Origin of the sequence: Microvirga sp. M2, assembly GCF_047497095.1 — a bacterium.
Lineage (GTDB): Bacteria > Pseudomonadota > Alphaproteobacteria > Rhizobiales > Beijerinckiaceae > Microvirga.
In genome coordinates this window covers 384,862-406,695 of the sequence record NZ_CP134063.1, presented here as the reverse complement: position 1 = coordinate 406,695, position 21,834 = coordinate 384,862, and the positions used below count along the sequence as shown (strand labels likewise).

Genomic DNA, 21,834 nt, shown 5'->3' with positions numbered 1-21,834 from the left:
GTCGGGACCTCTTGGTCGGGACCTCGACCGTTCCCACATGAAGGGGTGAAACGGATGATTGTCTGCTCGACGTGGAGGCCCCGATGAACACCGTCAAGACCGGAATGCTGCTGGCCGGCCTCATGGCCCTGTTCGGCGTCGTCGGCTACCTGCTCGGCGGCGCGACCGGCATGATGATCGCGCTGGGCTTGGGACTTGCCACCAATCTCTACGCCTATTGGAACTCCGACCGGCTGGCGCTCGCCGCCCATCACGCCGTAGAGGTGGACGAACGGACCGCGCCGGATCTGGTCCGCATGGTGCGGGATCTCTCCCGCAACGCCGGCCTTCCCATGCCGCGGGTCTACCTCATCGACAACCCGCAGCCGAACGCGTTCGCCACCGGCCGCAACCCGGAAAACGCCGCGGTCGCGGCCACCACGGGCCTTCTCAACATGCTCTCCTACGACGAGGTCGCGGGCGTGATGGCGCACGAGCTCGCCCATATCAGGAACCGTGACACCCTCATCATGACGGTGAGCGCCACCATCGCGGGCGCCATCGCGACGCTGGCGCAGTTCGGCTTCTTCTTCGGCGGGCGCGGCAACGACCGGCCCAACCCCATCGTGATGCTGGCGACCGTGATCATCGCGCCGATCGCCGCCATGATCATCCAGATGGCGATCAGCCGCTCGCGGGAATACGACGCCGACCGGATGGGCGCCCAGATCTGCGGCCAGCCCCTGTCGCTGGCCTCGGCGCTGGCGAAGATCGCCGGCGGCGTCGCCCATGTGCCCAACATGGACGCCGAGCGCCATCCCGCCACTGCGCCCCTCTTCATCATCAACCCGCTCTCTGGTCACGGCATGGACAATCTGTTCTCCACGCATCCGGCGACGGAAAACAGGATTGCGGCGCTCCAATCTTTGGCGCAGGAGATGGGAGCCGCGCCGCAGGCCGGCTTCGTCACGCAAAGCGCATCGAGTCCCTGGGGCCAGCCGCCCCGCCGTGGACCCTGGGGTTAAGAATTTTGAGTCAATCGGAAGAACAGGTGGGCTTAGGTCCCCGCCGCCTCGCCTGGATGGCGGTCACGGAAACCATGAAGCGGCGCGTGCCGCTCGACGACGTGCTGGATGAGCTCTCGCCCAAGGAGAACCTGTCTGCGCGCGACGAGGCCCTCGCGCGGGCCATCGCGATCGTGACCTTCCGCCGCCTCGGAACCCTCGGCCGCGCGCTCAACGAGCGCCTCAACCGGGAGCCCAAGGACGAGCGGCTCCTGCATCTCCTCGCCACCGGCGCGGCCCAGATCCTCTTTCTCGACGTGCCGGACCATGCCGCCGTCGACAGCGCCGTACGGCTCGCGCAGGAGGACGCGAAACTGTCTCACGCGGGCGGCTTCATCAATGCCGTGCTGCGGCGCGTCGCCCGCGAGCGCGACATAATCCTGGCCCGGCAGGAGCCCTGGCTCGACACGCCCACCTGGCTCGAAGAGCGCTGGGTGGCGCAATATGGCGAGGAGCTCGCGGCCAGGATCGCCGAGGCGCATCGCGCCATGGCGTCGGTCGACCTGTCCGTGAAGGAGGACGCCGCCTCCTGGGCCGAGCGCGTCAACGGCGTTCTTCTGCCGACCGGCAGCATCCGGCTTCAGGAGCGCACCGCGATCCGCGACCTTCCGGGCTTCGACGAGGGCGCGTGGTGGGTGCAGGACGCCGCCGCCGCCCTTCCGGCGCGCCTGCTCCAGGCCCGGCCCGGCGAGCGCATCGCGGATCTGTGCGCCGCTCCGGGCGGCAAGACGGCGCAGCTCGCCGCAACCGGCGCCGATGTGCTGGCCGTCGACCGCTCGGCGAAGCGCCTCAAGCGGCTGGAGGACAATCTCGCCCGCCTCCACCTCAAAGCCGAGACCCGCGCCATCGATGCCGAAAAGCTCGACGAGGCGCCCTTCGACGCCATCCTGCTCGACGCGCCCTGCTCGGCCACCGGCACGATCCGGCGTCATCCCGACGTGGCCTGGACCAAGAGCGAGGAGGACATCCGCAAGCTCTCGGGACTCCAGACGCGCCTGCTCGACAAGGCGGCGGGCCTGCTGAAGCCGGGCGGGCGCCTGGTCTACTGCACCTGCTCGCTCGAAGCCGAGGAAGGCGAACGGCAGGCCGCGGGCTTTCTCGCCCGTCATCCCGACTTCGCGCGCCGGCCGATCACGGCCGACGAAATCGGCGGCCTCACCGAATGTCTCACCCCCGAGGGCGACCTGCGCACCCTGCCCTGTCATCTCGTGTCCCCCGGTCACGAGCGCGGCGGCCTCGACGGCTTCTTTGTCGCACGCTTCGCGAAGGCATCCTGATTGCAAGACGCCGGGCCCTGTCCTCATCCTGAGGCGCTGCGTCCGCGGTGCCTCGGAGGAGAAGCAAGGCCGATTTTCAGTCGGAACGGGTTGCCCCCGCAATCCTCGCCGGGTTGAGGACAAGCCTGTTGAACCCGAACAATGCGGCAATCGCTTACGCGTTGTTAACCAGTCAGCAGGAACTCCCCCTTATGCTGGCGCGGACGAGCTTGACGTGAAGGAGCGCCACGGGTGGATTTCGGGCCAGATCGCTGGCGTCTGTACAGGCTCGCCTTGTCGGAGGCGGGCCGCGCCATGCGTGGAGCCACGGTCTGGAGCCTGTCCAAGGTGTTCGCCAGGACGCCGCAGCCGGTGCGCCTGCTCTTCGCGCCGCAGGACCTGCGCACCGCCGACCCCACCATCGCGACCGACATCTATTCCGGCTTCTTCGCCTTCGCGGGCCGCGCGATCACCACGAGCGGCCGCTCGCCCTTCGCCTTCGCGCCGCCGAGCCGGGCATGGGCCGAGGCGCTCTACGGCTTCGGCTGGCTGCGGCACCTGCGCGCCGCCGGCACCGCTCTCGCGCAGGCCAACGCCCGCTCGCTGGTCGACGAGTTCGTCTCGTCGAAGCTGGGCGACCGGAAGACCGCCTGCGACACGCAGGTGATCGCCCGCCGCCTCATGTCCTTCATCAGCCAGTCGCCGCTGATCCTCGAAGGGGCCGACCACGCGTTCTATCAGCGCTTCCTGCGCCTCATCGGGCAGCATGTGCGCGAGCTCGAGCGCCATGTGCGCTCCGGCGCCCTGCCCCAGCAGCAGCTCATGGCCGCCATCGCGCTCTGCTATGCGGGCCTGTGCTGCGAGGGGCTCGAACGGCACTTGCGGCGGGCGAGCCGCCTGCTCGCCCGCGAACTGGAACGCCAGATCCTCGCCGACGGAGGCCATGCGAGCCGCAATCCGCGCATCCTCGTCGAACTGCTCTTCGACCTTCTGCCGCTGCGCCAGATGTTCGCCAGCCGCGAGGTCGATACGCCCGGGGCCCTGCTCAACGCCATCGACCGCATGCTGCCCATGGTGCGGATGTTCCGTCATGGAGACGGCACGCTCTCGCATTTCAACGGCATGGGCGTGACGGCGGCGGACCATCTCGCCACCCTGCTCACCTACGACGACATGCGCAGCCAGCCGATCCAGCACGCGCCCCATTCGGGCTACGAGCGGATGGAGGCCGGGCGCAGCCTGCTGGTGATGGATGTGGGCGCGCCGCCGCCGACGGCCCTGTCGACGGAGGCCGGGGCGGGCTGCCTGTCCTTCGAGTTCTCCTCGGGTTCGCAGCGGATCGTGGTCAATTGCGGCACGCCCCGGATCGCGGGCGACGCCATCATCCAGGCCTCGCGCTCGACGGCCGCGCATTCCACCGCCTCGATCAGCGACGTCTCGTCCTGCCAGATGGTCGGCGAGAGGGGCACCTGGCTGAGCCGCCGGATCGGGCGCTGGCTCCTGGGCCGCATCGGGCCGGTGGTAATCTCGGGCCCCGAGCGGGTCACCTCCGAACGCGGCGAGCGCGAGCACGCCCAGATTCTCACCGCCAGCCACGACGGCTACCGCCCGCGTTTCGGCCTGACCCACGAGCGTCGGCTGCAGCTCGCTCCCAAGGGCAATCTCCTGGAGGGCGAGGACGTCTTTTGGGGCGAAGGCGCCGCCACGACGGAAGCGGTCATCCGCTTCCATCTCGCCCCCGGCGTCCGGGCGAGCCGTGCGCAGGGTGGCCGAGTGGTCATGCTCGTGCTGCCCAACCAGGAGGCCTGGCAGTTCACGGCCCTTCCCCTCGAGGCCTCCGTGGAGGACAGCGTGTTCCTGGCCGCGCCCGACGGCATGCGCCGCACGGAGCAGATCGTGCTCGGCATCCGCCCGGGCGAGACCCCGTCCGTCCGCTGGCGCTTCGAGCGGCTCGCCCGCACGTTCAATCCGGGCCAGCCCTCCGAGGCCACGCCCGATCTGCTCTGACCGCAGGGCTGCAAATCCGGCCGCTCGGGTTCCCAACCCGGATTCATCGTGCTATCGCGCCCGCATTCTTACCCCTTCAATGGAGCGGCCGCCATGCCGAGCGATCCGAAGCGCATCTCCCGCGCTCTGCTTTCCGTATCCGACAAGACGGGTCTCGTGGACTTCGCCCGGGCGCTGTTCGACCGCGGGGTCGAGCTGGTCTCCACCGGCGGCACGCATAAGGCGCTGAGCGAGGCCGGCCTGCCGGTGAAGGACGTGAGCGATCTCACGGGCTTCCCCGAGATGATGGACGGGCGGGTGAAGACGCTCCATCCCGCCGTCCATGGCGGTCTCCTCGGCATCCGGGCCAACCCGGAGCATCAGGCGGCGATGCTCGCCCACGGCATCCGGCCCATCGACCTCCTGGTCGTGAACCTCTATCCCTTCGAGGCGACGGTGGCGGCCGGCAAGCCCTTCGACGACTGCATCGAGAACATCGATATCGGCGGGCCCGCCATGATCCGCGCGGCGGCCAAGAACCACGCCGACGTGGCCGTGGTGGTGGACGGCGCCGATTATGCCGCAATCCTTTCCGATCTCGCCCAGCACGACGGCGCGGTCACCGCGACCCTGCGCCGCCGCCTCGCCCAGAAGGCCTATGCCCGCACGGCCGCCTACGACGCGGCGATCTCCAACTGGTTCGCCAACGAGCTGAACGAGCCGAACCCGCCCTTCAGGGCCATCGGCGGCGCGATCGCGGAAGTGATGCGCTACGGCGAGAATCCGCACCAGAGCGCCGCCTTCTATCGCACCCCCGAGCAGCGCCCCGGCGTCGCCACGGCCCGCCAGGTGCAGGGCAAGCAGCTCTCCTACAACAACATCAACGACACCGACGCCGCCTATGAGGCCGTGGCCGAGTTCAACCCGGACCGCTCCGCCGCCATCGTGATCGTCAAGCACGCCAACCCCTGCGGCGTGGCGGAAGGGACAAGCCTCGCGGAGGCCTACGAGAAGGCCCTGCGCTGCGATCCCGTGTCCGCCTTCGGCGGCATCGTGGCCATGAACCGCCCGCTCGACGCGGAGGCGGCAAAAGCCATCACCGAGATCTTCACGGAAGTGATCATCGCGCCGGATGCGAGCGAGGAGGCCATCGCCATCGTGGCCGCCAAGAAGAACCTGCGCCTGCTGCTCGCGGGCTCCCTGCCCGATCCGCGCCAGCCGGGCCTGACGATCCGCACGGTGGCGGGCGGCTTCCTGGCGCAGGGCCGCGACAACGCCGTCGTCGACGCCATGGACCTGAAGGTGGTGACGAAGCGCGCGCCGAGCGAGCGCGAGCTCGCGGATCTGCGCTTCGCTTTCCGGGTCGCCAAGCACGTGAAGTCGAACGCCATCGTCTATGCCAGGGACCTGGCCACGGTCGGCATCGGCGCGGGCCAGATGAGCCGGGTCGACTCCTCCCGCATCGCCGCCTGGAAGGCAGCGGAGGCCGCCAAGGCCGCGAACCTGCCCGAGACCCTTGCCAAGGGCTCGGTCGTGGCGTCCGACGCCTTCTTCCCCTTCGCGGACGGCCTGCTCGCCGCGGCCGAGGCCGGCGCCACCGCCGTGATCCAGCCCAGCGGCTCCATGCGCGACGACGAGGTGATCAAGGCCGCCGACGAGGCCGGTCTCGCCATGGTCTTCACGGGACATCGGCATTTCAGGCACTAAGTACAGCGTCGGAACTCATGTGGGGTGTGCGCCGATGATGGCGCGCACTCTGTCCGGACTGCCGTTGCAGCGGTCGAAGAAGGCTCTGGTGGCGGTGAGCAAGTCCTGCACGGTGGCGAACAGCTCGCAGTGCGTCACCTCGCGCCGGAACTGACGCCAGAGCATCTCAATTGGATTGAGCCACGGACTGTAAGTCGGCAGATACAACAGCACGAGACGGCCCGCGGCGCCTCGGAGCACCGCCTCCACCTCCTCGTCCTCATGCGTGCTGGCATTGTCCCAGGCCACATACACGGTCGTGTCGGGATGACGATCGAGCAGCGCCTGGAGCAGTTCCGCCACCTCCTGGCGGCGTTTGTGGGGACGCGTGATGACCACCGTCTCGCCGGTGTGCCAGTTGACGGCCCCGAGGCCATAGCGGCGCGTGGGGTGCATCGGGGTGGGGATCATCACCTGCTGGCCCTTCGGGCTCCACATCGCCCGCAGGGTGGGATGCCAGCTGATGTTGAACTCATCCGCATAGTAGAACACCGTGTCGGGCTTCAGGTCATCGCGGGTGTCTTCAACCGTCTTTTTTTGAGCGCATAGTCGGGATCGGGGCTGGTGATGGTGTGCTGCGGCCGGCTCAGCGCCATGCCGCCGGCCCGCAGGAGCCGCTGCACGCTGGGCACGCTCATGCGCAGGCCTGTCTCCTCGGCCAGAGCGTCGGCCAGCCGAGCGGCGGTCCAGAGGGAGAACGGCAGCCCCAAGGCGCGTGGGCGGCGGCGCACGAGTTCCAACAGACGCTGGCGATAGGCGGGCGTGACCTTCGGCGGGGTGCCTGAGCGGGGGGCATCGGCCAAGCCGCAGATGCCTTCCGCCGCATAGCGGGCGAACCAGCGCCGCACGGTCTCCTCGTGCTGGCGCACCAGAGCGGCGATCTCGGCCGCAACCAGATGGCGCTCGGCGGAGAGCAGGATCATCAGGGCGCGGATGCGCACCCGCGGATCAGGGCTGGTGTGATAAAGCTGATCAAGTTCGCTCAGCTGCTCTGAGCTGAGCTCATCCAACCGAATGGCGCGCATGGCCGCCTCCTCGCGGCCCCCACAACTCAATATACCACTGAACTTGCGACGCTGTACTTAGAGCTTCGGACGCAAAAGTGGGAACCGGTTTTGCGTGAAAAGATGCTCAAGAATAGAGACTGACAGCATCGGATGTGGGTTCGATTTCACGTCCGATGCTGTAAATGTCAGGGCCGTCCCCGCGCTCCTTTTGTCATGGCCGGGCTCGTCCCGGCCATCCTCGTCCTTGGCACCACACCATCTGAAAGAAAGCCCGGAATTCCCAGCCCGGCGCCGGGGATGACGAACTGATGGACGATCGGCTCACGCCTTCTTCACGCCGCTCAGGAGTGCGAAGCCCGCGAGCAGGAACAGGATCAGCACCGCCGGTCCCGCGGCCTGGGTCCTGAAGATCGCGGTGGCGAGCGCCACGGCGAGCGGCGCCAGGAAGGACGTGACCTTGCCGGACAGGGCCAGCAGGCCGAAATAGCGCCCGGCCTCGCGGGCGGGCACGAGCCGCGCGAGCATGCTGCGGGACGAGGCCTGCAGCGGCCCCGCCACCGCCCCGATGACGAGGCCGAGCAGAACGAACAGTTTTTCGGGCACGGAATCGTAGAGGCCGCCGTCGGGCGCGGACGGTGCGGTCGGAACCACGAAGAGAACGTGCTCGCGGCCGAGGGACAGCACGCCCACGCAGACGAGGGCGAGCACCAGGATCGCGCCCAGGATCACGGGCTTCGCGCCGAAGCGGTCGTCGAGACGCCCGCCGACCAGCGCCCCGGCCGTTCCCGTGATGGTGAGCAGGATGCCGAAGAGGCCGAGCTCCGTCGCCTGCCATCCGAAGACACCCGCGCCGTAGATGCCCCCGAAGGCGAAGAGCGCGACGAGCGCGTCCTGATAGACCATGTTGGCGATGAGAAACCGCAGCACGCCCTCGTGCCGCCGGGCATCCGCGAGCGTGCTCCGCACCTGCGCGAGCCCCTGGCGCACCGCCTCGCCGAACCGCAGCTTGGAGCGCGCGATGTCGGGCGTGAAGAGAAAGAGCGGCAGGACGAAGACGAGAAACCACAGGGCCGAGAACGGACCGGTGACCCGGTCGCCTTCGCGCAAGGCGGGATCGAGCCCGAAGAGAGGCGTGAAGCCGAGAACCGTCCGGCCGCTGCCCGCATCCGCCGCGAGGAAGCCCAGCACGATCACCAGCGAGATCAGCCCGCCGAGATAGCCGATCGCCCACCCTGTGCCCGAGAGCCGACCGTAACGCTCCGGCGGCACGAGATGCGGGATCATCGCGTTGTTGAACACGGCCGCCACTTCCACGGCGATCGTCGCGAAGGCGAAGCCGACCAGGGCGGTCGCGATCGCATGCGGCTCGCCCGGCGCGGCGTACCAGAGGGCGAAGGAGGCCACGAACAGGACGAGGCCGCAGGCGGCGATCCAGGGCTTCTTCGGCCCCGTCGCATCGGCCACCGAGCCGAGGACGGGCGAGAGAATCGCAAGGGCGAAGCCCGCCGCCGCGGTCGCATAGCCCCACAGGCTCTGGCCCGTCACGGGATCGGGCGCGAGCGAGGCCGCGAAATACGGCGCGAACACGAAGGTCGTGACCAGCGTGAAGAACGGCTGGCAGGCCCAGTCGAACAACAGCCAGCCCAGAACGGCGGGGCGCGAGGCCATGACGGGCCGGACCTGCCGCCCGCTCGCCGGCCCGTCTTCGTCGATGATCCGCGCCACGCCTCAGCCCGTCCGCGCCAGATCGCCGAGCAGGCTCGCCGCCACGGTGACCTTGGACAGGGTCAGGCCCGAGGACACGATGCTGTCGACCGCGCTGCGGATGCGCTCCACGTCGGCGCCCCGCTTCTCGCTCCAGGCCCGGACCGCGTCCTGGCCGGAGAGGTCCTGGCCGGAGAGGTCCTGGCCGGAGATGTCCTGCGCGGCGACCTCCGCCGTCAGGCCGCGATGGGCATAGGCGATGCTGTCGATGGCGCGGTCGAGCGCCAGGCGGTCGAAATAGTCGCCGACCGCGATCTCATGCGCCGCGCTGATGAGCGATCCGAGGCGGAAGGCCGCCTCGAGGGCGAAATGCGTGCAGGCGATATCGCTCACGGGCTTGCCCGTCTTCTGAGCGGTCAGCACGATATCGGGAGCCGCCACCAGGTCCGGCAGGGCCGCGATGCGGCGCGCCAGATCCTCGGGAGCGCCGAGCTCCATCAGGGCCGCCGCGCGGCCGTCCAAGGCGGTGAGCGCCTCGGGCGACAGGGTCTCCGGCAGGCCGCGCTCGATCTCGGCGATTCCCGACCGGTAGGCGCCGATGATCGTGTCGAGGGAGTGACTGGAGAAATCCATGTTGCGGATGAACCAGACGATGCGGTTCATCAACAGATCCTGCAGCTCGCCGTAGAGAGTGAGCTGAAGGCTGCCCGGCACCATCCCGTCGAGGGCGTCGATGGCGACGTTCATCTCGGTCATGCCGAAGGAATCGCGGGTGGCCGCATAGGCCGCCGCGATGGTCGGCGCATCCGCCCCGGTCTGGTCGACGAGCCGCGCCACTATGGTGGGCCCGCCCCGGTTGATGATGGCGTTGGCGAGCTGCGTCGCGATGATCTCGCGGCGCAGCCGGTGGCTTGCGATCGCGTCCGGGAAGCGCTCGCGCATCTCGGCCGGGAAATAGCGTTCGAGCTCCTTGCCGAGATAGGGATCGTCGGGGACGGCGCTGTCGAGCAATTCGTCATGCAGCGAGAGCTTGGCATAGGCCAGCAGCACGGCGAGTTCCGGCCGGGTGAGGGCCTCGCCGCGGCGGGCGCGCTCCGTGAGCGTCGCGTCGTCGGGCAGGTATTCCACCTTGCGGTTGAGGCGCCCTTGAGCCTCCAGCATCTGCATGAGGCGGCTGGCGAAGCCGAGATCGGCGACGCCGTGCTGCTCGGAGAGCGAGAGCGCCAGGGGCTGCAGGTAGTTGTTGCGGAGCACCAGGCCCGCGACCTCGTCGGTCATGTCGGCGAGAAGCGCGTTGCGGGCTTCCTCCGTCAGCCGCCCGTCGCGCTCTGGCGTGGTGAGCGCGATCTTGATGTTCACCTCCACGTCGGAGGTGTTGACGCCCGCCGAGTTGTCGATGGCATCCGTATTGAGGCGCACGCCGCTTTGCGCCGCCTCGATGCGGCCGCGCTGCGTGACGCCCAGATTCGCGCCTTCGCCGATCACCTTGGCGCGCACGTCCGCGCCGGATATGCGGATCGAATCGTTGGCACGGTCGCCCACCTGCTCGTCGGTTTCGGCCGAAGAGCGGATATAGGTGCCGATGCCGCCGAACCAGAGCAGGCCCACATTGGCCTTGAGGATCGCGGACATCACCTCCGCGGGCGTCGCCTCGTTCTTGTCGAGGTCGATGAGCGCGCGCACCTCCGCGGACAGCTTGATCGATTTCGCGCTGCGCGGGAAGACGCCGCCGCCGGCCGAGATCAGCGCCTTGTCGTAATCCTGCCAGCTCGAGCGCGGCAGGTTGAAGAGGCGCTCGCGCTCCCTGTACGATGCTTCCGGATCCGGGCTCGGATCGAGGAAGATGTCGCGGTGGTCGAAGGCGGCCACGAGCTTGATCGCCCGCGAGAGCAGCATGCCGTTGCCGAACACGTCGCCGGACATGTCGCCCACGCCCGCCACCGTCACCGGCTCCTTCTGGATGTCGATGTCCATCTCGCGGAAGTGGCGCTTCACCGCCTCCCACGCGCCCCGGGCGGTGATGCCCATCTTCTTGTGGTCGTAACCCTGGCTGCCGCCGGACGCGAAGGCGTCGCCCAGCCAATGCCCCTTCTCGAGGGAGATCTCGTTGGCGATGTCGGAGAAGGTGGCCGTGCCCTTGTCGGCCGCGACCACGAGATAGGGATCGTCCCCGTCGTGGCGCACCGTGTCGGCGGGCGGCACCACGTGATCGTCCTTGATGTTGTCGGTGAGCTGCAGGAGCGTGCGCACGAAGATGCGATAGCTCTCGGTGCCTTCCGCGAGCCAGGCCTGTCGGTCGCTCGGGGGCGGCAGGCGCTTGGGCACGAAGCCGCCCTTGGCGCCGACCGGCACGATCACGGCGTTCTTGACCTGCTGGGCCTTCACGAGACCCAGCACCTCGGTCCGGAAATCCTGCGGACGGTCGGACCAGCGCAGCCCACCGCGCGCCACCTTGCCGTAGCGCAGATGCACGCCTTCGACCCGCGGCGAGTAGACGAAGATCTCGTAGAGGGGTTTGGGCAGCGGCAGCCCCTCCACCTTCGCGCATTCGAACTTGAACGCGATGGTCTGGCGCGGCAGGCCGTTGCCTTCGAGCTGGAAGAAATTGGTGCGCACTGCGGCTTCGATGAGGTTGATGAAGCGGCGCAGGATGCGGTCGTCGTCGAGGCTCGTGACGTCCTTGAGCTGCTCTTCGATGGCCGCCCGGACGGCGGCTTCGGCCTCCGCCTTGCCCCCGTGCCGGGGGTCGAAGCGCATGTAGAAGAGCTTGACGATGTTCGTGGTGATCGCGGCGTGGCGGGAGAGGGTGTTGGCCAGATAATCCTGCGCATAGGCCACCTGGATCTGGCGCAGGTACCGGCCGAGCGTGCGCACCATCGCGACGTCGCGCCAGCCGAGCCCGGCTTCGAGCACGAGACGGTTGAAGCCGTCCGATTCCGCGAGCCCCCGGAACAGGGCGAGCAGGGCCGCCTCGATGAGCGCCTGGATCTCGTCGATCCTGATCGCGCCGCCCGTCGCGCGCTCCAGCGCCATGTCGTGGAGCCAGACGCGATCCATGCCCGTCACGCCGGTGGAGACCACGCGATAGGTCCGTTCGTTCACCACCCTGAAGCCGAGATTTTCCAGCAGTGGGACGCGGTCCGACAAAGGCAGCGCCGCGCCGCGCGAAAACACCTTCAGGTTGACGCGGGCCTCGCCGTCGCCCTCGCGGCGATAGAGATCGACCGCCCGGGGACGGGCCTCGGACAATTGCTCCAGGAGCGCGATGTCCTTGATCGCCTGATCGGCCCCGAAGGCCTCGCGATAGGCCGCGCTGAAGGCGTCCGCATAGCGGGCCGCGAGCGCACGGGCGCGCGCGCCGCCCATGGTTTCGTCGAGCTGGTCGCGCAAGGAATCGCCCCAGGTGCGTACGATCGACGAAATGCCCTTTTCCAGAGTGTCGCGGGAGACCTGCGGGGTCTGCCCCTCGTCGCGCCCGATGATGTAGTGGGTGCGCGCGAGCGGACCTTCGGGATAGGCCGGATAGGAGGCGGAGACGCGCCCCTCGTAGATTCCCGCCAGGAACTGCCCGATGCGCTGGCGCACGCTCGTGTCGTAGCGGTCCTTCGGCACGAAGACGAGCACCGACACGAAGCGGTCGAACTCGTCGGTGCGCGCCAGCGCCCGCACGCGCGGACGCTCCGACAGGTTCATGATGTCGATGGCGAAGTGATAGAGAGTGTCCTCGTCGATCTGGAACAGCTCGTCGCGCGGGTAATTCTCGAGAACGTTGAGCAGCGCGCGGCTCGCATAGCTCGACGGATCGAACCCGGCCCGCTGGACGACCTGCGCCACCTTGAGGCGCAGATACGGCACCTCCGACGTGGTGTTGGTATAGGCGCTCGCGGTGAAGAGGCCGACGATGCGCAGCTCGCCCTGCAGCCTGCCGTCCGAATCGAACAGCTTGACGCCGATATAGTCGAGATGGGCGCGGCGATGGACGCGCGACTTGACGTTCGCCTTGGTGATGATGAGCGCCTTGGGCTTTTCCAGAAAGGCGCGGATTTCCGGCGTCATCGCCACCAGTTCGCGCCCGCGGCGCAGCACCCGCACGGACGGGTCGCGCAGAAGCCCCAGGCCCGACCCTTCCACGGGATCGGCGGCGGCATCGCCGGCCGGCAGCCTGTACTCGCGAAGGCCCAGGAACGTGAAGTTGTCGCGGGCGATCCAGTCGAGGAAGGCCACCGCTTCCTTCACCTCGTCGTCCGGCAGCGGCGGCGGGTTGAGGCGGTAGTTGTGAACGGTCTCGGTGATGCGGGCGCGCATCGCGGGCCAGTCGTGGACCGCGAGCGAGACGTCCTTGTGGACGCGGCGCATGGTTTCGACGAGCGTTTCGCGGATTTCGGCGTCGTCGATGCGCGGCAGATGGACGTGGATGAAGCTCTCGCGCTTGACGCCGTGACGGCCGGTGCCGGTGGCCTCGCCCACGAGGCGCACGAGGCCGCCCTGGGCGTCGCGCTCCACGGCCAGGATCGGATGCGCGACGAGATACGGCTCATAGCCCAGGTCGACCAGCTCGGCGAGGGTCGAGTCGAGCAGGAAAGGCATGTTGTCGTTGACGATTTCGAGAACCGTCACGTCCCGGCGCCGGCCCTCGCGCTCGACCTCCAGATCGACGAGGCGGATGTCCTCCCCTCCCCCGACCCGGGGCGCCTTGAGGTGCTCGTAGGCCGCCGCGGCCAGCTCGGCGAGCGCCGCCGGCGAATAGGCCGCCAGATCCTCGGGCGGGACGCGCCCATAGAGATCGCGGACGAAGGTGGGGGGAATGGCTTTATGCCCGGCTTCCAGAACCGCAACGGCCTCGGCCGTCAGTTCGCTTCCGCTGGTCGGCGTTTCCAGCTTCATGCGCGTATCCTCTTATGTTCGTTGCGCGAGCGTTGCCACAGAGTATCCGATCGCGCAACACAACCCTAGGGTCTTCCGGCCTGAGGGTTAAGTTTCCGCGGAGACGGCAATTTTATGCCGCTTTCGTCTCGAAAGACGACAGATTCGTGTCTCCCCAGTGTTTCAGCGCCATGAGGACCGGCTCCAGACTCTGCCCGCGGGCCGAGAGCGAATACTCGACTCGCGGCGGAACCTGCGCATAGACCACGCGCACGATCAGGCCGTCCGCCTCCAGCTCCCGCAGCTGATGCGTGAGCATCCGCTGGGTCACGCCGGGGATGAGCCGGCGCAGCTCGTTGAAGCGCAGGGTTCCGCACAGGAGCTTGTAGAGGATGACGATCTTCCACTTGCCGTCGATGAGATTGAGCGCGCGCTCGACCGAGCATCCGGAGGAGGTCGGCTTCCGGGCGGCACGCGGCATGACGGTATCCTTTTTGACACTATGGGCGCTTAATGTGCGTTCTTGCAATCATAGCCCCTGGGCTCGACTCTGTCTCCATCGAAAGGAGACAAGCCATGCGCGCCGTCGGTTACCAGCAATCCCTGCCGATCGATTCGGAAGCCTCTCTGGTGGATATCGAGCTACCCCGCCCCGAGCCGGGAGCCAGGGACCTTCTGGTGGAGGTCAGGGCGATTTCCGTCAATCCCGTGGACACCAAGGTGCGCCGCCGCGCCGTACCCGAACCCGGCACGTACAAGGTGCTGGGCTACGACGCCGCCGGCATCGTCCGGGCGGTCGGACCGGAGACCTCCCTGTTCCAGCCGGGCGACGAGGTGTTCTATGCGGGCGCCATCACGCGCTCCGGCACCAATGCGGAGTTTCACGCGGTCGATGAACGGCTCGTCGGCCGCAAGCCCGCGCGCCTGAGCTTCGAGGAGGCCGCCGCCCTGCCGCTGACGACCCTGACGGCCTGGGAGACCCTGTTCGACCGCCTCGACATCCGCAGGCCCGTCGAGGGCGCGGCCCATGCCATCCTGATCGTGGGCGGTGCGGGCGGCGTCGGCTCCATGGCGATCCAGCTCGCGCGCCGCCTTACCGACGTGACGGTGATCGCCACCGCGTCGCGGTCCGAGACGCAGGAATGGTGCCGGACGCTCGGCGCCCATCACGTGATCGACCATGCGAAGCCTCTCGCCGAGCAGGTGAAGGCGCTGGGCATCGGCGCTCCCGCCTTCGTGTTCTCGATCACCCACACGGAGGCGCATTTTCCCGAGATCGCCGAGATGATCGCGCCCCAGGGCCGCTTCGCGCTGATCGACGATCCGCAAAATCCCATCGACATCAGGCTCCTGAAGGGCAAGAGCGTTTCGATCCATTGGGAATCCATGTTCACGCGCTCGACGTTCCAGACGGCCGACATGGAGCGCCAGCACGAAATCCTCAACGAAGCGGCGCGCCTCGTGGAGGACGGCACGATCCGGACGACGCTCGCCGCCGTGATGGGTCCGATCGACGCCGCCCATCTCAGGAAGGCGCATGCCTTCATCGAGAGCAATCGCGCCCGGGGCAAAATCGTGCTGTCGGGATTTTAGAGCATCGGACGCAAAAGTGGCCCCGGTTTTGCGTGAAAAGATGCTCAAGCAAGGAGAGCATCGGACGTGAAAAGTGGGAACCGGTTTTGCGTGAAAAGATGCTCAGAACCAAAATGTGAAAGCATCCGATGTGGGTTCGATGTCACGTCAGATGCAGCAGAAAAAAGAAAGGCCGCCTGGAAAGGCGGCCTGTGTCTCGAGGGTTGGTGGCCCGGCTCTCCAAAAGCCTGGAGGGCTGGGGGGCTGACGTGTCCAAGCCGATGGGCAAGCCGGGCCGTCGAGGCAACACAAGCATTTACGCCATCCAGTGAGGCGCCTTATGGGCGCGATTGCGGCAGGAATAAGATTTGCCCTGAAACGAGCGATTCATATGATCTTTACGCCTTGATCCGATCCTGAGCCGGACCCATCATCAGCATGAGACGAACAGGATGGGAGATTTCATGAGCGAAGGCGACATCTCGGAGCCGCTGCGCGGCGGCTCGGTGCAGAGCTCGGCTCGCATCCTGCCCTTCCCCGCCGCGCCGAAGCAGGTGTCCTTCGACCGAGCCGAGCTGCAGACCATTCTCAATCTCTATGGCCGCATGGTGGCCGCCGGCGAATGGCGCGATTACGCCATCGATTTCACTCCGGACAAAGCGATTTTCTCGGTCTACCGGCGCACATCGGAAATGCCTCTCTACCGGATCGAAAAGGATCCCAAGCTCGCCAAGAAGCAGGGCGCGTATTCGATCATCGTCTCGACGGGCCTGATCCTCAAGCGCGGACACGAACTCGCCCGCGTCCTGCGCGTGCTCGACAAGCCCAAGGTGGTGTCGAACTGATCCCGCCCGCTCCCGCCGCCACAAGGCGCTTTCATCCCTAAGTCCGACCGGGCTTGCCCTGCTCGGAACGAAGGCCGCCGCGCGCATGCGGCGAAGCTGAGCCGGGCTACGCGACGGGCCGCGTCGGCGCCGCCGCCATGCCGGACCCGAGAGGACGCTGCATGAGCACGGTGGAGAGCCAGCGCCCGTGCTTGTAGCCGATGCCCTTGAGGATGCCGACGGGCTCGAAGCCGAGACTCTCGTGAAGGGCGATGGAGCCTTTCGAATCCTCGTCGCCGATCACGGCCACCATGAGCCGGAAGTCCCGCGCCTCGCATTCCCCGATGAGGCGCTCCAGCAGAACCCGCCCGACGCCCTGCCCTTGCGCGAAGGGCGCGACGTAGATCGAATCCTCGACGGTCGACCGGTAGGCCGGCCGGGTGCGATAGGCGCCCGCATAGGCATAGCCGAGGATCTCGCCGTCGCGCTCCGCCACGAGATAGGGATAGCCGGCCTGGAGAACCGCCTCCCGGCGGCGCGCCATCTCGGCCTCGTCGGGCGGATCGAGCTCGAAGGAGGCCGTGCCGTGCTCCACGGCATGGGCATAGATGGCCGCGATGGCGGGCAAATCCGCGTCGGCCGAGGGGCGCACGAGAAGGCTCATGCGCCATTGGTAGGCGGAAGCCGCGCCGCAGGCAATCCGACCGAGAAATCCGCCGAAAATCCGCAAGAAAAAAGCCCCGGCTTGCACCGGGGCTCCTTGGAGGTCCGAGATCCGTTCGCGATTACTGGTTGCGGTTGCCCAGCAGTGCGAGGAGGAACTGGAACATGTTGATGAAGTCCAGGTAGAGCTGAAGCGCGCCGAAGACCGCGACCTTGCCGGCAGCTTCGGTGTCGTAGTTGCCGTAGAGATACATCTCCTTCAGCTTCTGGGTGTCGTAGGCCGTGAGGCCCGCGAAGATCAGAACGCCGATCACGGAAATGCCGAACTGCAGCGCGCTCGAAGCGACGAAGATGTTCACGATCGACGCGATGATCAGGCCGAAGAGGCCCATGATCAGGAACGAGCCGATGCCCGACAGGCTGCGGTTCGTGGTGTAGCCCCACAGCGACAGCGCGCCGAAGGACGCCGCCGTGATGAAGAACACCTGAACGACGCTCGCGCCCGTATAGCGCAGCAGCAGCGTCGAGAGCGAGGCGCCCATCACCGCCGCGAAGGCGAAGAAGGTGCCGCGGGCCGAGGCCGCCGACATGCGGTCCATGCGGAACGAGAAGAAGAAGATGAAGGCCAGAGGCGCCAGCGCCACAACCCACATCAGCGGCGAGCCGTACAGGGTCGCGCCGAACTGGGTCAGGCCGATGCCGCCCATGCGGGCGACAGCCTGAGACGGATCGCTCGTGGTGGCCAGCATGTTGATGCCGAGCGCGACCACGGCCGAAATCGCCAGACCCAGGACCATGTTGTTGTAGACGCCGAGCATGAAGGCGCGCAGGCCCTGGTCGACCTGTGCCGCCGTCCGGGCAAAGCCGGTGCCATAGGCGGTTTGGTTTTGCTCATACGGTTGCATCGGAGTCCTTTCTCACGGTGTCCCGTTGTGTTCCCTCGAAAGGCTGGGGAGTCAGCCCTCGGCCGCCGGCGATTTCCGGCGACACCGGGAAATATGAGGGGAGCGCCCTTGCTTCGCAAGAGGCAACGCCAAGCTTCACCTTTTTGTGAGTAATAGTTTCGGGGAGCGGCGTAGAAGCCGCTCCCCGAAAAACGCAGCGCGTTTCCCGAGAGAGCCCGAGGGCGAGCTCGACTTTAAAGATTTCTCAAGTATTGGGCCGGCTTTTGACTCAAGATCCGCCATGTCCCGATCAGCCCCAGGCCGATCGTCACTAGAACGGCCAAGGCCGACGCGAGAAGCGCGCCGGATAAATCTAGGCTAAAGCTTAGATTCATGAGGCGGGTGACGATGAAATAGGACGCGATTCCGCCGGCCAGGAGCCCGAAGGCGGCCGTGGCGAGGCCGAGCATGCCGTATTCGAGGGCGTAGGCGGACAGCAGCCGGGCGCGGGTGGCCCCCAGCGTCTTCAGCACCACGGCGTCGTAGAGGCGGGCGCGATGCCCCGCCGCGAGCGCGCCCGCGAGCACGAGGAGGCTTGCGACGAGTGCGATGGAGCTCGCCCCGCGGATCGCCATGACGAGCTGGGAGACGACATCGTTCACCGCCTCCAGGGCGTCCTTTACCCTCACGCTCGTGACCATCGGAAAGGCCTGGGCCGAGCGTCTGATGATCCTGGCGTCGGTGGCCGCATCGGACCCGTGCGGGAAGGTGACGGTCGCCAGATGCGTATGCGGAGCTCCCGCGAAGGTGTTGGGCGAGAACACCATCACGAAATTGATGCCGAGCGAGCGCCACTCCACCTCGCGCAGATTGGCGATGGTGGCGGCGATGTTGCGGCCGAGCACGTTGACCACGATGTCGTCCCCGACCTTCAGCCCCAGCCCCTCCGCGATCTTGCCGTCGAAGGAGACGAGCGGCTTGCCCCGGTAGTCCTCGGGCCACCATTCCCCCTGCACGAGCTTCGAGCCCTCCGGCAGGGTCTTGGCATAGGTGATGCCCCGATCGCCCTCGAGCACCCAGGCGATGTCCTCGGGGGCCTTGACCTCGGAGACGGGCCGTCCGCCCAGGCTGACGAGCCGTCCGCGCATCATCGGCACGCGTTCGATCCGGGCATCGGCCGCCTGTTCTTTCAGGAAACCCTCGAACGTGTCCGCCTGCTGGTTGGGAATGTCGAGGAAGAAGAAGCTCGGCGCGCGCTCCGGCAGGCTCTGCGTCAGCTGCCTCGTCAGGTTCGAATCGATGAGCGAGAGGGTGACGAGAAGCGTGATTCCCAACCCCAGCGAGAGCACCAGCGAGGGCGTGAGCGCGCCGGGCCGGTGGATGTTCGCGAGCGCGAGGCGCGGCGCCGTGCGCCGGGGCCGCGGCAGGCGGCGGGCGAGCGCCATGATGCCGATGGCGACGATGCGCAGGAGCAGAAAGGAGCCCGCCGCCGCGGCCACGAACATGAGCGCGATGCGCCGGTCATAGGCCGCGATCACCGCGAGCGCGACCAGCGCCGCGACGGACAGGGCCAGCGCCGCGAGATAGCGGCGGCGCGGCCAGCGCCGCTCCGGATCGATCTGGTCGCGGAACAGCCCCGAGACCGGCACGTCGTGCGCGCGGCCCAGCGGCGCGATGGCGAAGACGAACGCCGTGAGCACGCCGTAGAGAAGCGCGACGCCGAGTTCCGGAACAGCGACGATCGGCTGGATCGGGATGGGCAGCAACTGGCCGAACAGCCCCGTCACGACGAAGGGCAGGGCCGCCCCGGCCGCAAGGCCGATGCCGATGCCGACGGCCGCGATCAGCATCACCTGCGTCAGATACAGCATCACCACCTGACCGCCCGGCGCGCCGAGGCTTTTCAGCGTGGCGATGGAGGCGCGCTTGCGGTCCACGAAGCCGCGCACCGCATTGGCGACCCCGACGCCGCCGACCAGAAGGGCCGTGAGGCCGACGAGGGTGAGGAACTGGGTGAAGCGCTCGATATTCTTGGCAAAGCGCGGATCGGCATTCAGCCGCGTGCGGATCTGCCACCCGGCCTCGGGCAGCACGCGGTTCGCCTCGGCTTCGATCCGCGTGAGCCCCTCCTCGTTGGACAGGGCCGGAGGCAGGATCAGCCGATAGGTCCAGCGCACGAGGCTGCCGGGCTGGACGAGGCCCGTCGCCCTTAAGGCATCCTGGGAGATCAGCAGGCGCGGACCGAAGCCGATGCCGCCGGCGAGCTGGTCGGGCTCGGACAGGAGGCGCGCGCGAAGCTCCACGTTCGCGCCGCCCACCGTCACGCGGTCGCCCACCTTCAGGTCGAGGCGCGCCAGCAGCGCCGGATCGACGGCCGCCCCATAGGCGCCGTTCCGCTCCGCGAAGAGATCGGCGGGCGCGAGCGGCGGATCGGTTTCGAGGAGGCCCACCGCCGGATAGCCGGAATCGACCGCCTTCATCTCCACGAGGCCGGAGCCCTTGTCGCCCGCGACCGCCATGGCGCGCATGGACGCGATGACGTTCACCCGGCCCTTTCCTTCGAGAAAGGCCCGCTCGGGCCCGCTCGCCTCCCGCTGGATCAGCGAGAAGGCCATGTCGCCGCCGAGGATCCGGCGGCCTTCGCGGGAGATGCCCTCCGTCAGCGACCGCGACAGGGAGGAGACGCTCGCGATCGCCGCCACTCCGAGGGCGATGCAGGCGAGAAAGATGCCGAAGCCCTTCAGGCCGCCGCGCAGCTCGCGCAGGGCCAGGCGCAGGAGAAGCGGCAGGCGCGAGGCCGGGCCTCGACGCCGCGGCGCGGACAGAGTGCCGTGCATGCGCTGCCCCCCTTACGCGACGGCCGGAGCCGCGTCGGCATCGACCTGGCCCGAGCGCAGGCGCACCATGCGGTCGCAGAGCCGGGCGAGGTTCAGGTCGTGGGTCACCAGCACCAGCGTCGCCCCGCGGTCGCGCTTGAGGGCGAACAGCAGATCGACGATGGACTGGCCCGTATTCTCGTCGAGATTGCCGGTGGGCTCGTCCGCCACCAGGATGGCCGGATTGGGCACGATGGCGCGGGCGATGGCCACGCGCTGCTGCTCGCCGCCGGAGAGCTGCGCCGGATAGTGATGGAGCCGGGCCGCCAGGCCGACCGCGTTGAGCTCGGCCTCGGCCCGCTCGAAGGCGTCGTCCTCGCCCGCCAGTTCCAGCGGCAGCGCCACGTTCTCGAGCGCCGTCATGGTCGGGACGAGATGAAACGACTGGAACACGATGCCGATGCGCCGCCCGCGAAAGCGCGCCAGCGCGTCCTCGTCGAGGCCCGACAGGTCGGTGTCGTCGACGATCACCCGGCCCGAATCCGGACGCTCGAGGCCCGCCATGGTCATGAGCAGGGTGGATTTTCCGGAGCCCGAGGGCCCCACGAGACCGACCGCCTCCCCCCTGTCGACGTCGAGCGAGATGCCTTTCAGGATGTGCACCCGGGCCGCCCCGCGCCCAAGGCTCAGATCGACATCGTGCAGCGCGATGGCCTTGTCCTTCATGCCCGTTCACCCGATTTGTTGGCAACCAAGAGACGTTCGTCTAATCCGGCATAGATGGGAATCCTACCGATGAAGCGCCAATCCGGCCCTCTCATGACGATCATTTTTGCGTGTGCGGCGGCCCTTGCCGCCATGATCGCTCCCTCCTCCGGGCCGCTGGCCCAGGGCAGAACCCTGCATCTCGTCGCTTTGGGCGACAGCCTGACCGCAGGCTTCGGCCTGCCTCAGGAAGCCGCCTTCCCGGTGGTGCTGGAGCGCGCCCTCAAGGCCAAGGGCTACAATGTCGAGATCGCCAATGCGGGCGTGTCGGGCGATACCTCCTCCGGAGGCCTCGACCGGCTCGACTGGTCCGTGCCCGACGGAACGGACGGGGTGATCCTGGAGCTCGGCGCCAACGACATGCTGCGCGGCCTCGATCCCGCCGTCACGCGCAGGAACATCGAGACCATCGTGGAGCGCCTGAAGGCCCGGAACATTCCCGTGATGCTCGCCGGCATGTACGCGTCGCGAAATCTGGGCGCGGACTATGCGGGGAAGTTCGACACCATCTATTCCGACATTGCGAAGAAGCACGACCTTGTGCTCTATCCCTTCTTCCTCTACGGCATCGCCGGCGAGCTGTCCCTCAACCAGTCCGACGGCATGCATCCGACGGCGAAGGGCGTGGAGATCATCGTCGACCGCATCCTTCCCACCGTCGAGAGCTTTCTTGCCCGCCTGACCCCGCGCTGAAGGTCCTTTCTG

15 protein-coding genes and 1 pseudogene are annotated in these 21,834 nt (G+C 67.8%); 7 read left to right on the top strand and 9 right to left on the bottom strand.

Annotated features, from left to right (window positions below; genetic code table 11):
• Nucleotides 1-83 precede the first annotated feature (83 nt).
• From htpX to purH, 4 genes are all read left to right on the top strand, one after another.
• The gene (gene htpX / locus RE429_RS01980) at nt 84-1,004 is read left to right on the top strand and encodes a zinc metalloprotease HtpX (protein ID WP_414472725.1); all 921 of its coding nucleotides are present in this window, start codon (nt 84-86) and stop codon (nt 1,002-1,004) included.
• A gap of 56 nt (nt 1,005-1,060) precedes the next feature.
• On the top strand, nt 1,061-2,320 hold the full coding sequence (locus RE429_RS01975; RefSeq protein WP_414474282.1) for an RsmB/NOP family class I SAM-dependent RNA methyltransferase: 1,260 nt from the start codon (nt 1,061-1,063) through the stop codon (nt 2,318-2,320).
• A gap of 231 nt (nt 2,321-2,551) precedes the next feature.
• Nucleotides 2,552-4,306: a heparinase II/III family protein gene (locus tag RE429_RS01970; protein ID WP_414472724.1), complete on the top strand. Its 1,755-nt coding sequence runs from the start codon at nt 2,552-2,554 to the stop codon at nt 4,304-4,306.
• A 93-nt stretch (nt 4,307-4,399) separates the two neighbouring features.
• Nucleotides 4,400-5,992, top strand: a complete 1,593-nt coding sequence (gene purH, locus RE429_RS01965; RefSeq protein ID WP_414472723.1) for a bifunctional phosphoribosylaminoimidazolecarboxamide formyltransferase/IMP cyclohydrolase — start codon at nt 4,400-4,402, stop codon at nt 5,990-5,992.
• A 15-nt stretch (nt 5,993-6,007) separates the two neighbouring features.
• Here purH and RE429_RS01960 read toward each other — a convergent pair whose 3' ends face one another.
• The 5 genes and pseudogenes from RE429_RS01960 to RE429_RS01940 all read right to left on the bottom strand — a co-directional run bounded on the left by RE429_RS01960 (nt 6,008) and on the right by RE429_RS01940 (nt 14,086).
• Nucleotides 6,008-6,721, bottom strand: a complete 714-nt coding sequence (locus RE429_RS01960; RefSeq protein WP_414474281.1) for an IS630 family transposase — start codon at nt 6,719-6,721, stop codon at nt 6,008-6,010.
• Nucleotides 6,643-6,954 (bottom strand): annotated as a pseudogene (locus RE429_RS01955) (helix-turn-helix domain-containing protein); the annotation flags it as partial. The pseudogene RE429_RS01955 and the gene RE429_RS01960, both read right to left, overlap by 79 nt.
• Before the next feature lie 405 nt (nt 6,955-7,359).
• Nucleotides 7,360-8,706 carry an MFS transporter gene (locus RE429_RS01950; protein WP_414474280.1) on the bottom strand — a complete coding sequence of 449 codons (1,347 nt, stop codon included), beginning with the start codon at nt 8,704-8,706 and terminating at the stop codon, nt 7,360-7,362.
• A gap of 60 nt (nt 8,707-8,766) precedes the next feature.
• The gene (locus RE429_RS01945) at nt 8,767-13,626 is read right to left on the bottom strand and encodes an NAD-glutamate dehydrogenase (protein WP_414472722.1); all 4,860 of its coding nucleotides are present in this window, start codon (nt 13,624-13,626) and stop codon (nt 8,767-8,769) included.
• A 112-nt stretch (nt 13,627-13,738) separates the two neighbouring features.
• Nucleotides 13,739-14,086: a winged helix-turn-helix transcriptional regulator gene (locus tag RE429_RS01940; RefSeq protein ID WP_414472721.1), complete on the bottom strand. Its 348-nt coding sequence runs from the start codon at nt 14,084-14,086 to the stop codon at nt 13,739-13,741.
• A gap of 95 nt (nt 14,087-14,181) precedes the next feature.
• On the opposite strand from RE429_RS01940, the gene RE429_RS01935 reads away from it, so the two are divergent.
• Both RE429_RS01935 and RE429_RS01930 read left to right on the top strand, forming a co-directional pair.
• Nucleotides 14,182-15,198: a zinc-binding alcohol dehydrogenase family protein gene (locus tag RE429_RS01935; protein ID WP_414472720.1), complete on the top strand. Its 1,017-nt coding sequence runs from the start codon at nt 14,182-14,184 to the stop codon at nt 15,196-15,198.
• 443 nt (nt 15,199-15,641) lie between these two features.
• Nucleotides 15,642-16,022, top strand: a complete 381-nt coding sequence (locus RE429_RS01930) for a DUF2794 domain-containing protein (RefSeq protein ID WP_370435780.1) — start codon at nt 15,642-15,644, stop codon at nt 16,020-16,022.
• A 106-nt stretch (nt 16,023-16,128) separates the two neighbouring features.
• Here RE429_RS01930 and RE429_RS01925 read toward each other — a convergent pair whose 3' ends face one another.
• The 4 genes from RE429_RS01925 to RE429_RS01910 all read right to left on the bottom strand — a co-directional run bounded on the left by RE429_RS01925 (nt 16,129) and on the right by RE429_RS01910 (nt 21,090).
• Nucleotides 16,129-16,665, bottom strand: coding sequence for an N-acetyltransferase family protein (locus RE429_RS01925; protein ID WP_414474279.1), 537 nt, complete (start codon nt 16,663-16,665; stop codon nt 16,129-16,131).
• Nucleotides 16,666-16,786: 121 nt separating this feature from the next.
• Complete coding sequence (locus RE429_RS01920; RefSeq protein ID WP_414472719.1) at nt 16,787-17,569, bottom strand: Bax inhibitor-1/YccA family protein; 783 nt, start codon at nt 17,567-17,569, stop codon at nt 16,787-16,789.
• A 233-nt stretch (nt 17,570-17,802) separates the two neighbouring features.
• Nucleotides 17,803-20,385 carry an ABC transporter permease gene (locus tag RE429_RS01915; RefSeq protein ID WP_414472718.1) on the bottom strand — a complete coding sequence of 861 codons (2,583 nt, stop codon included), beginning with the start codon at nt 20,383-20,385 and terminating at the stop codon, nt 17,803-17,805.
• Between the two features lie 12 nt (nt 20,386-20,397).
• Nucleotides 20,398-21,090 carry an ABC transporter ATP-binding protein gene (locus RE429_RS01910; RefSeq protein WP_414472717.1) on the bottom strand — a complete coding sequence of 231 codons (693 nt, stop codon included), beginning with the start codon at nt 21,088-21,090 and terminating at the stop codon, nt 20,398-20,400.
• Nucleotides 21,091-21,159: 69 nt separating this feature from the next.
• Here RE429_RS01910 and RE429_RS01905 point away from each other — a divergent pair, with 69 nt between their 5' ends.
• Nucleotides 21,160-21,822: an arylesterase gene (locus tag RE429_RS01905; RefSeq protein ID WP_414472716.1), complete on the top strand. Its 663-nt coding sequence runs from the start codon at nt 21,160-21,162 to the stop codon at nt 21,820-21,822.
• Nucleotides 21,823-21,834: the final 12 nt, after the last annotated feature.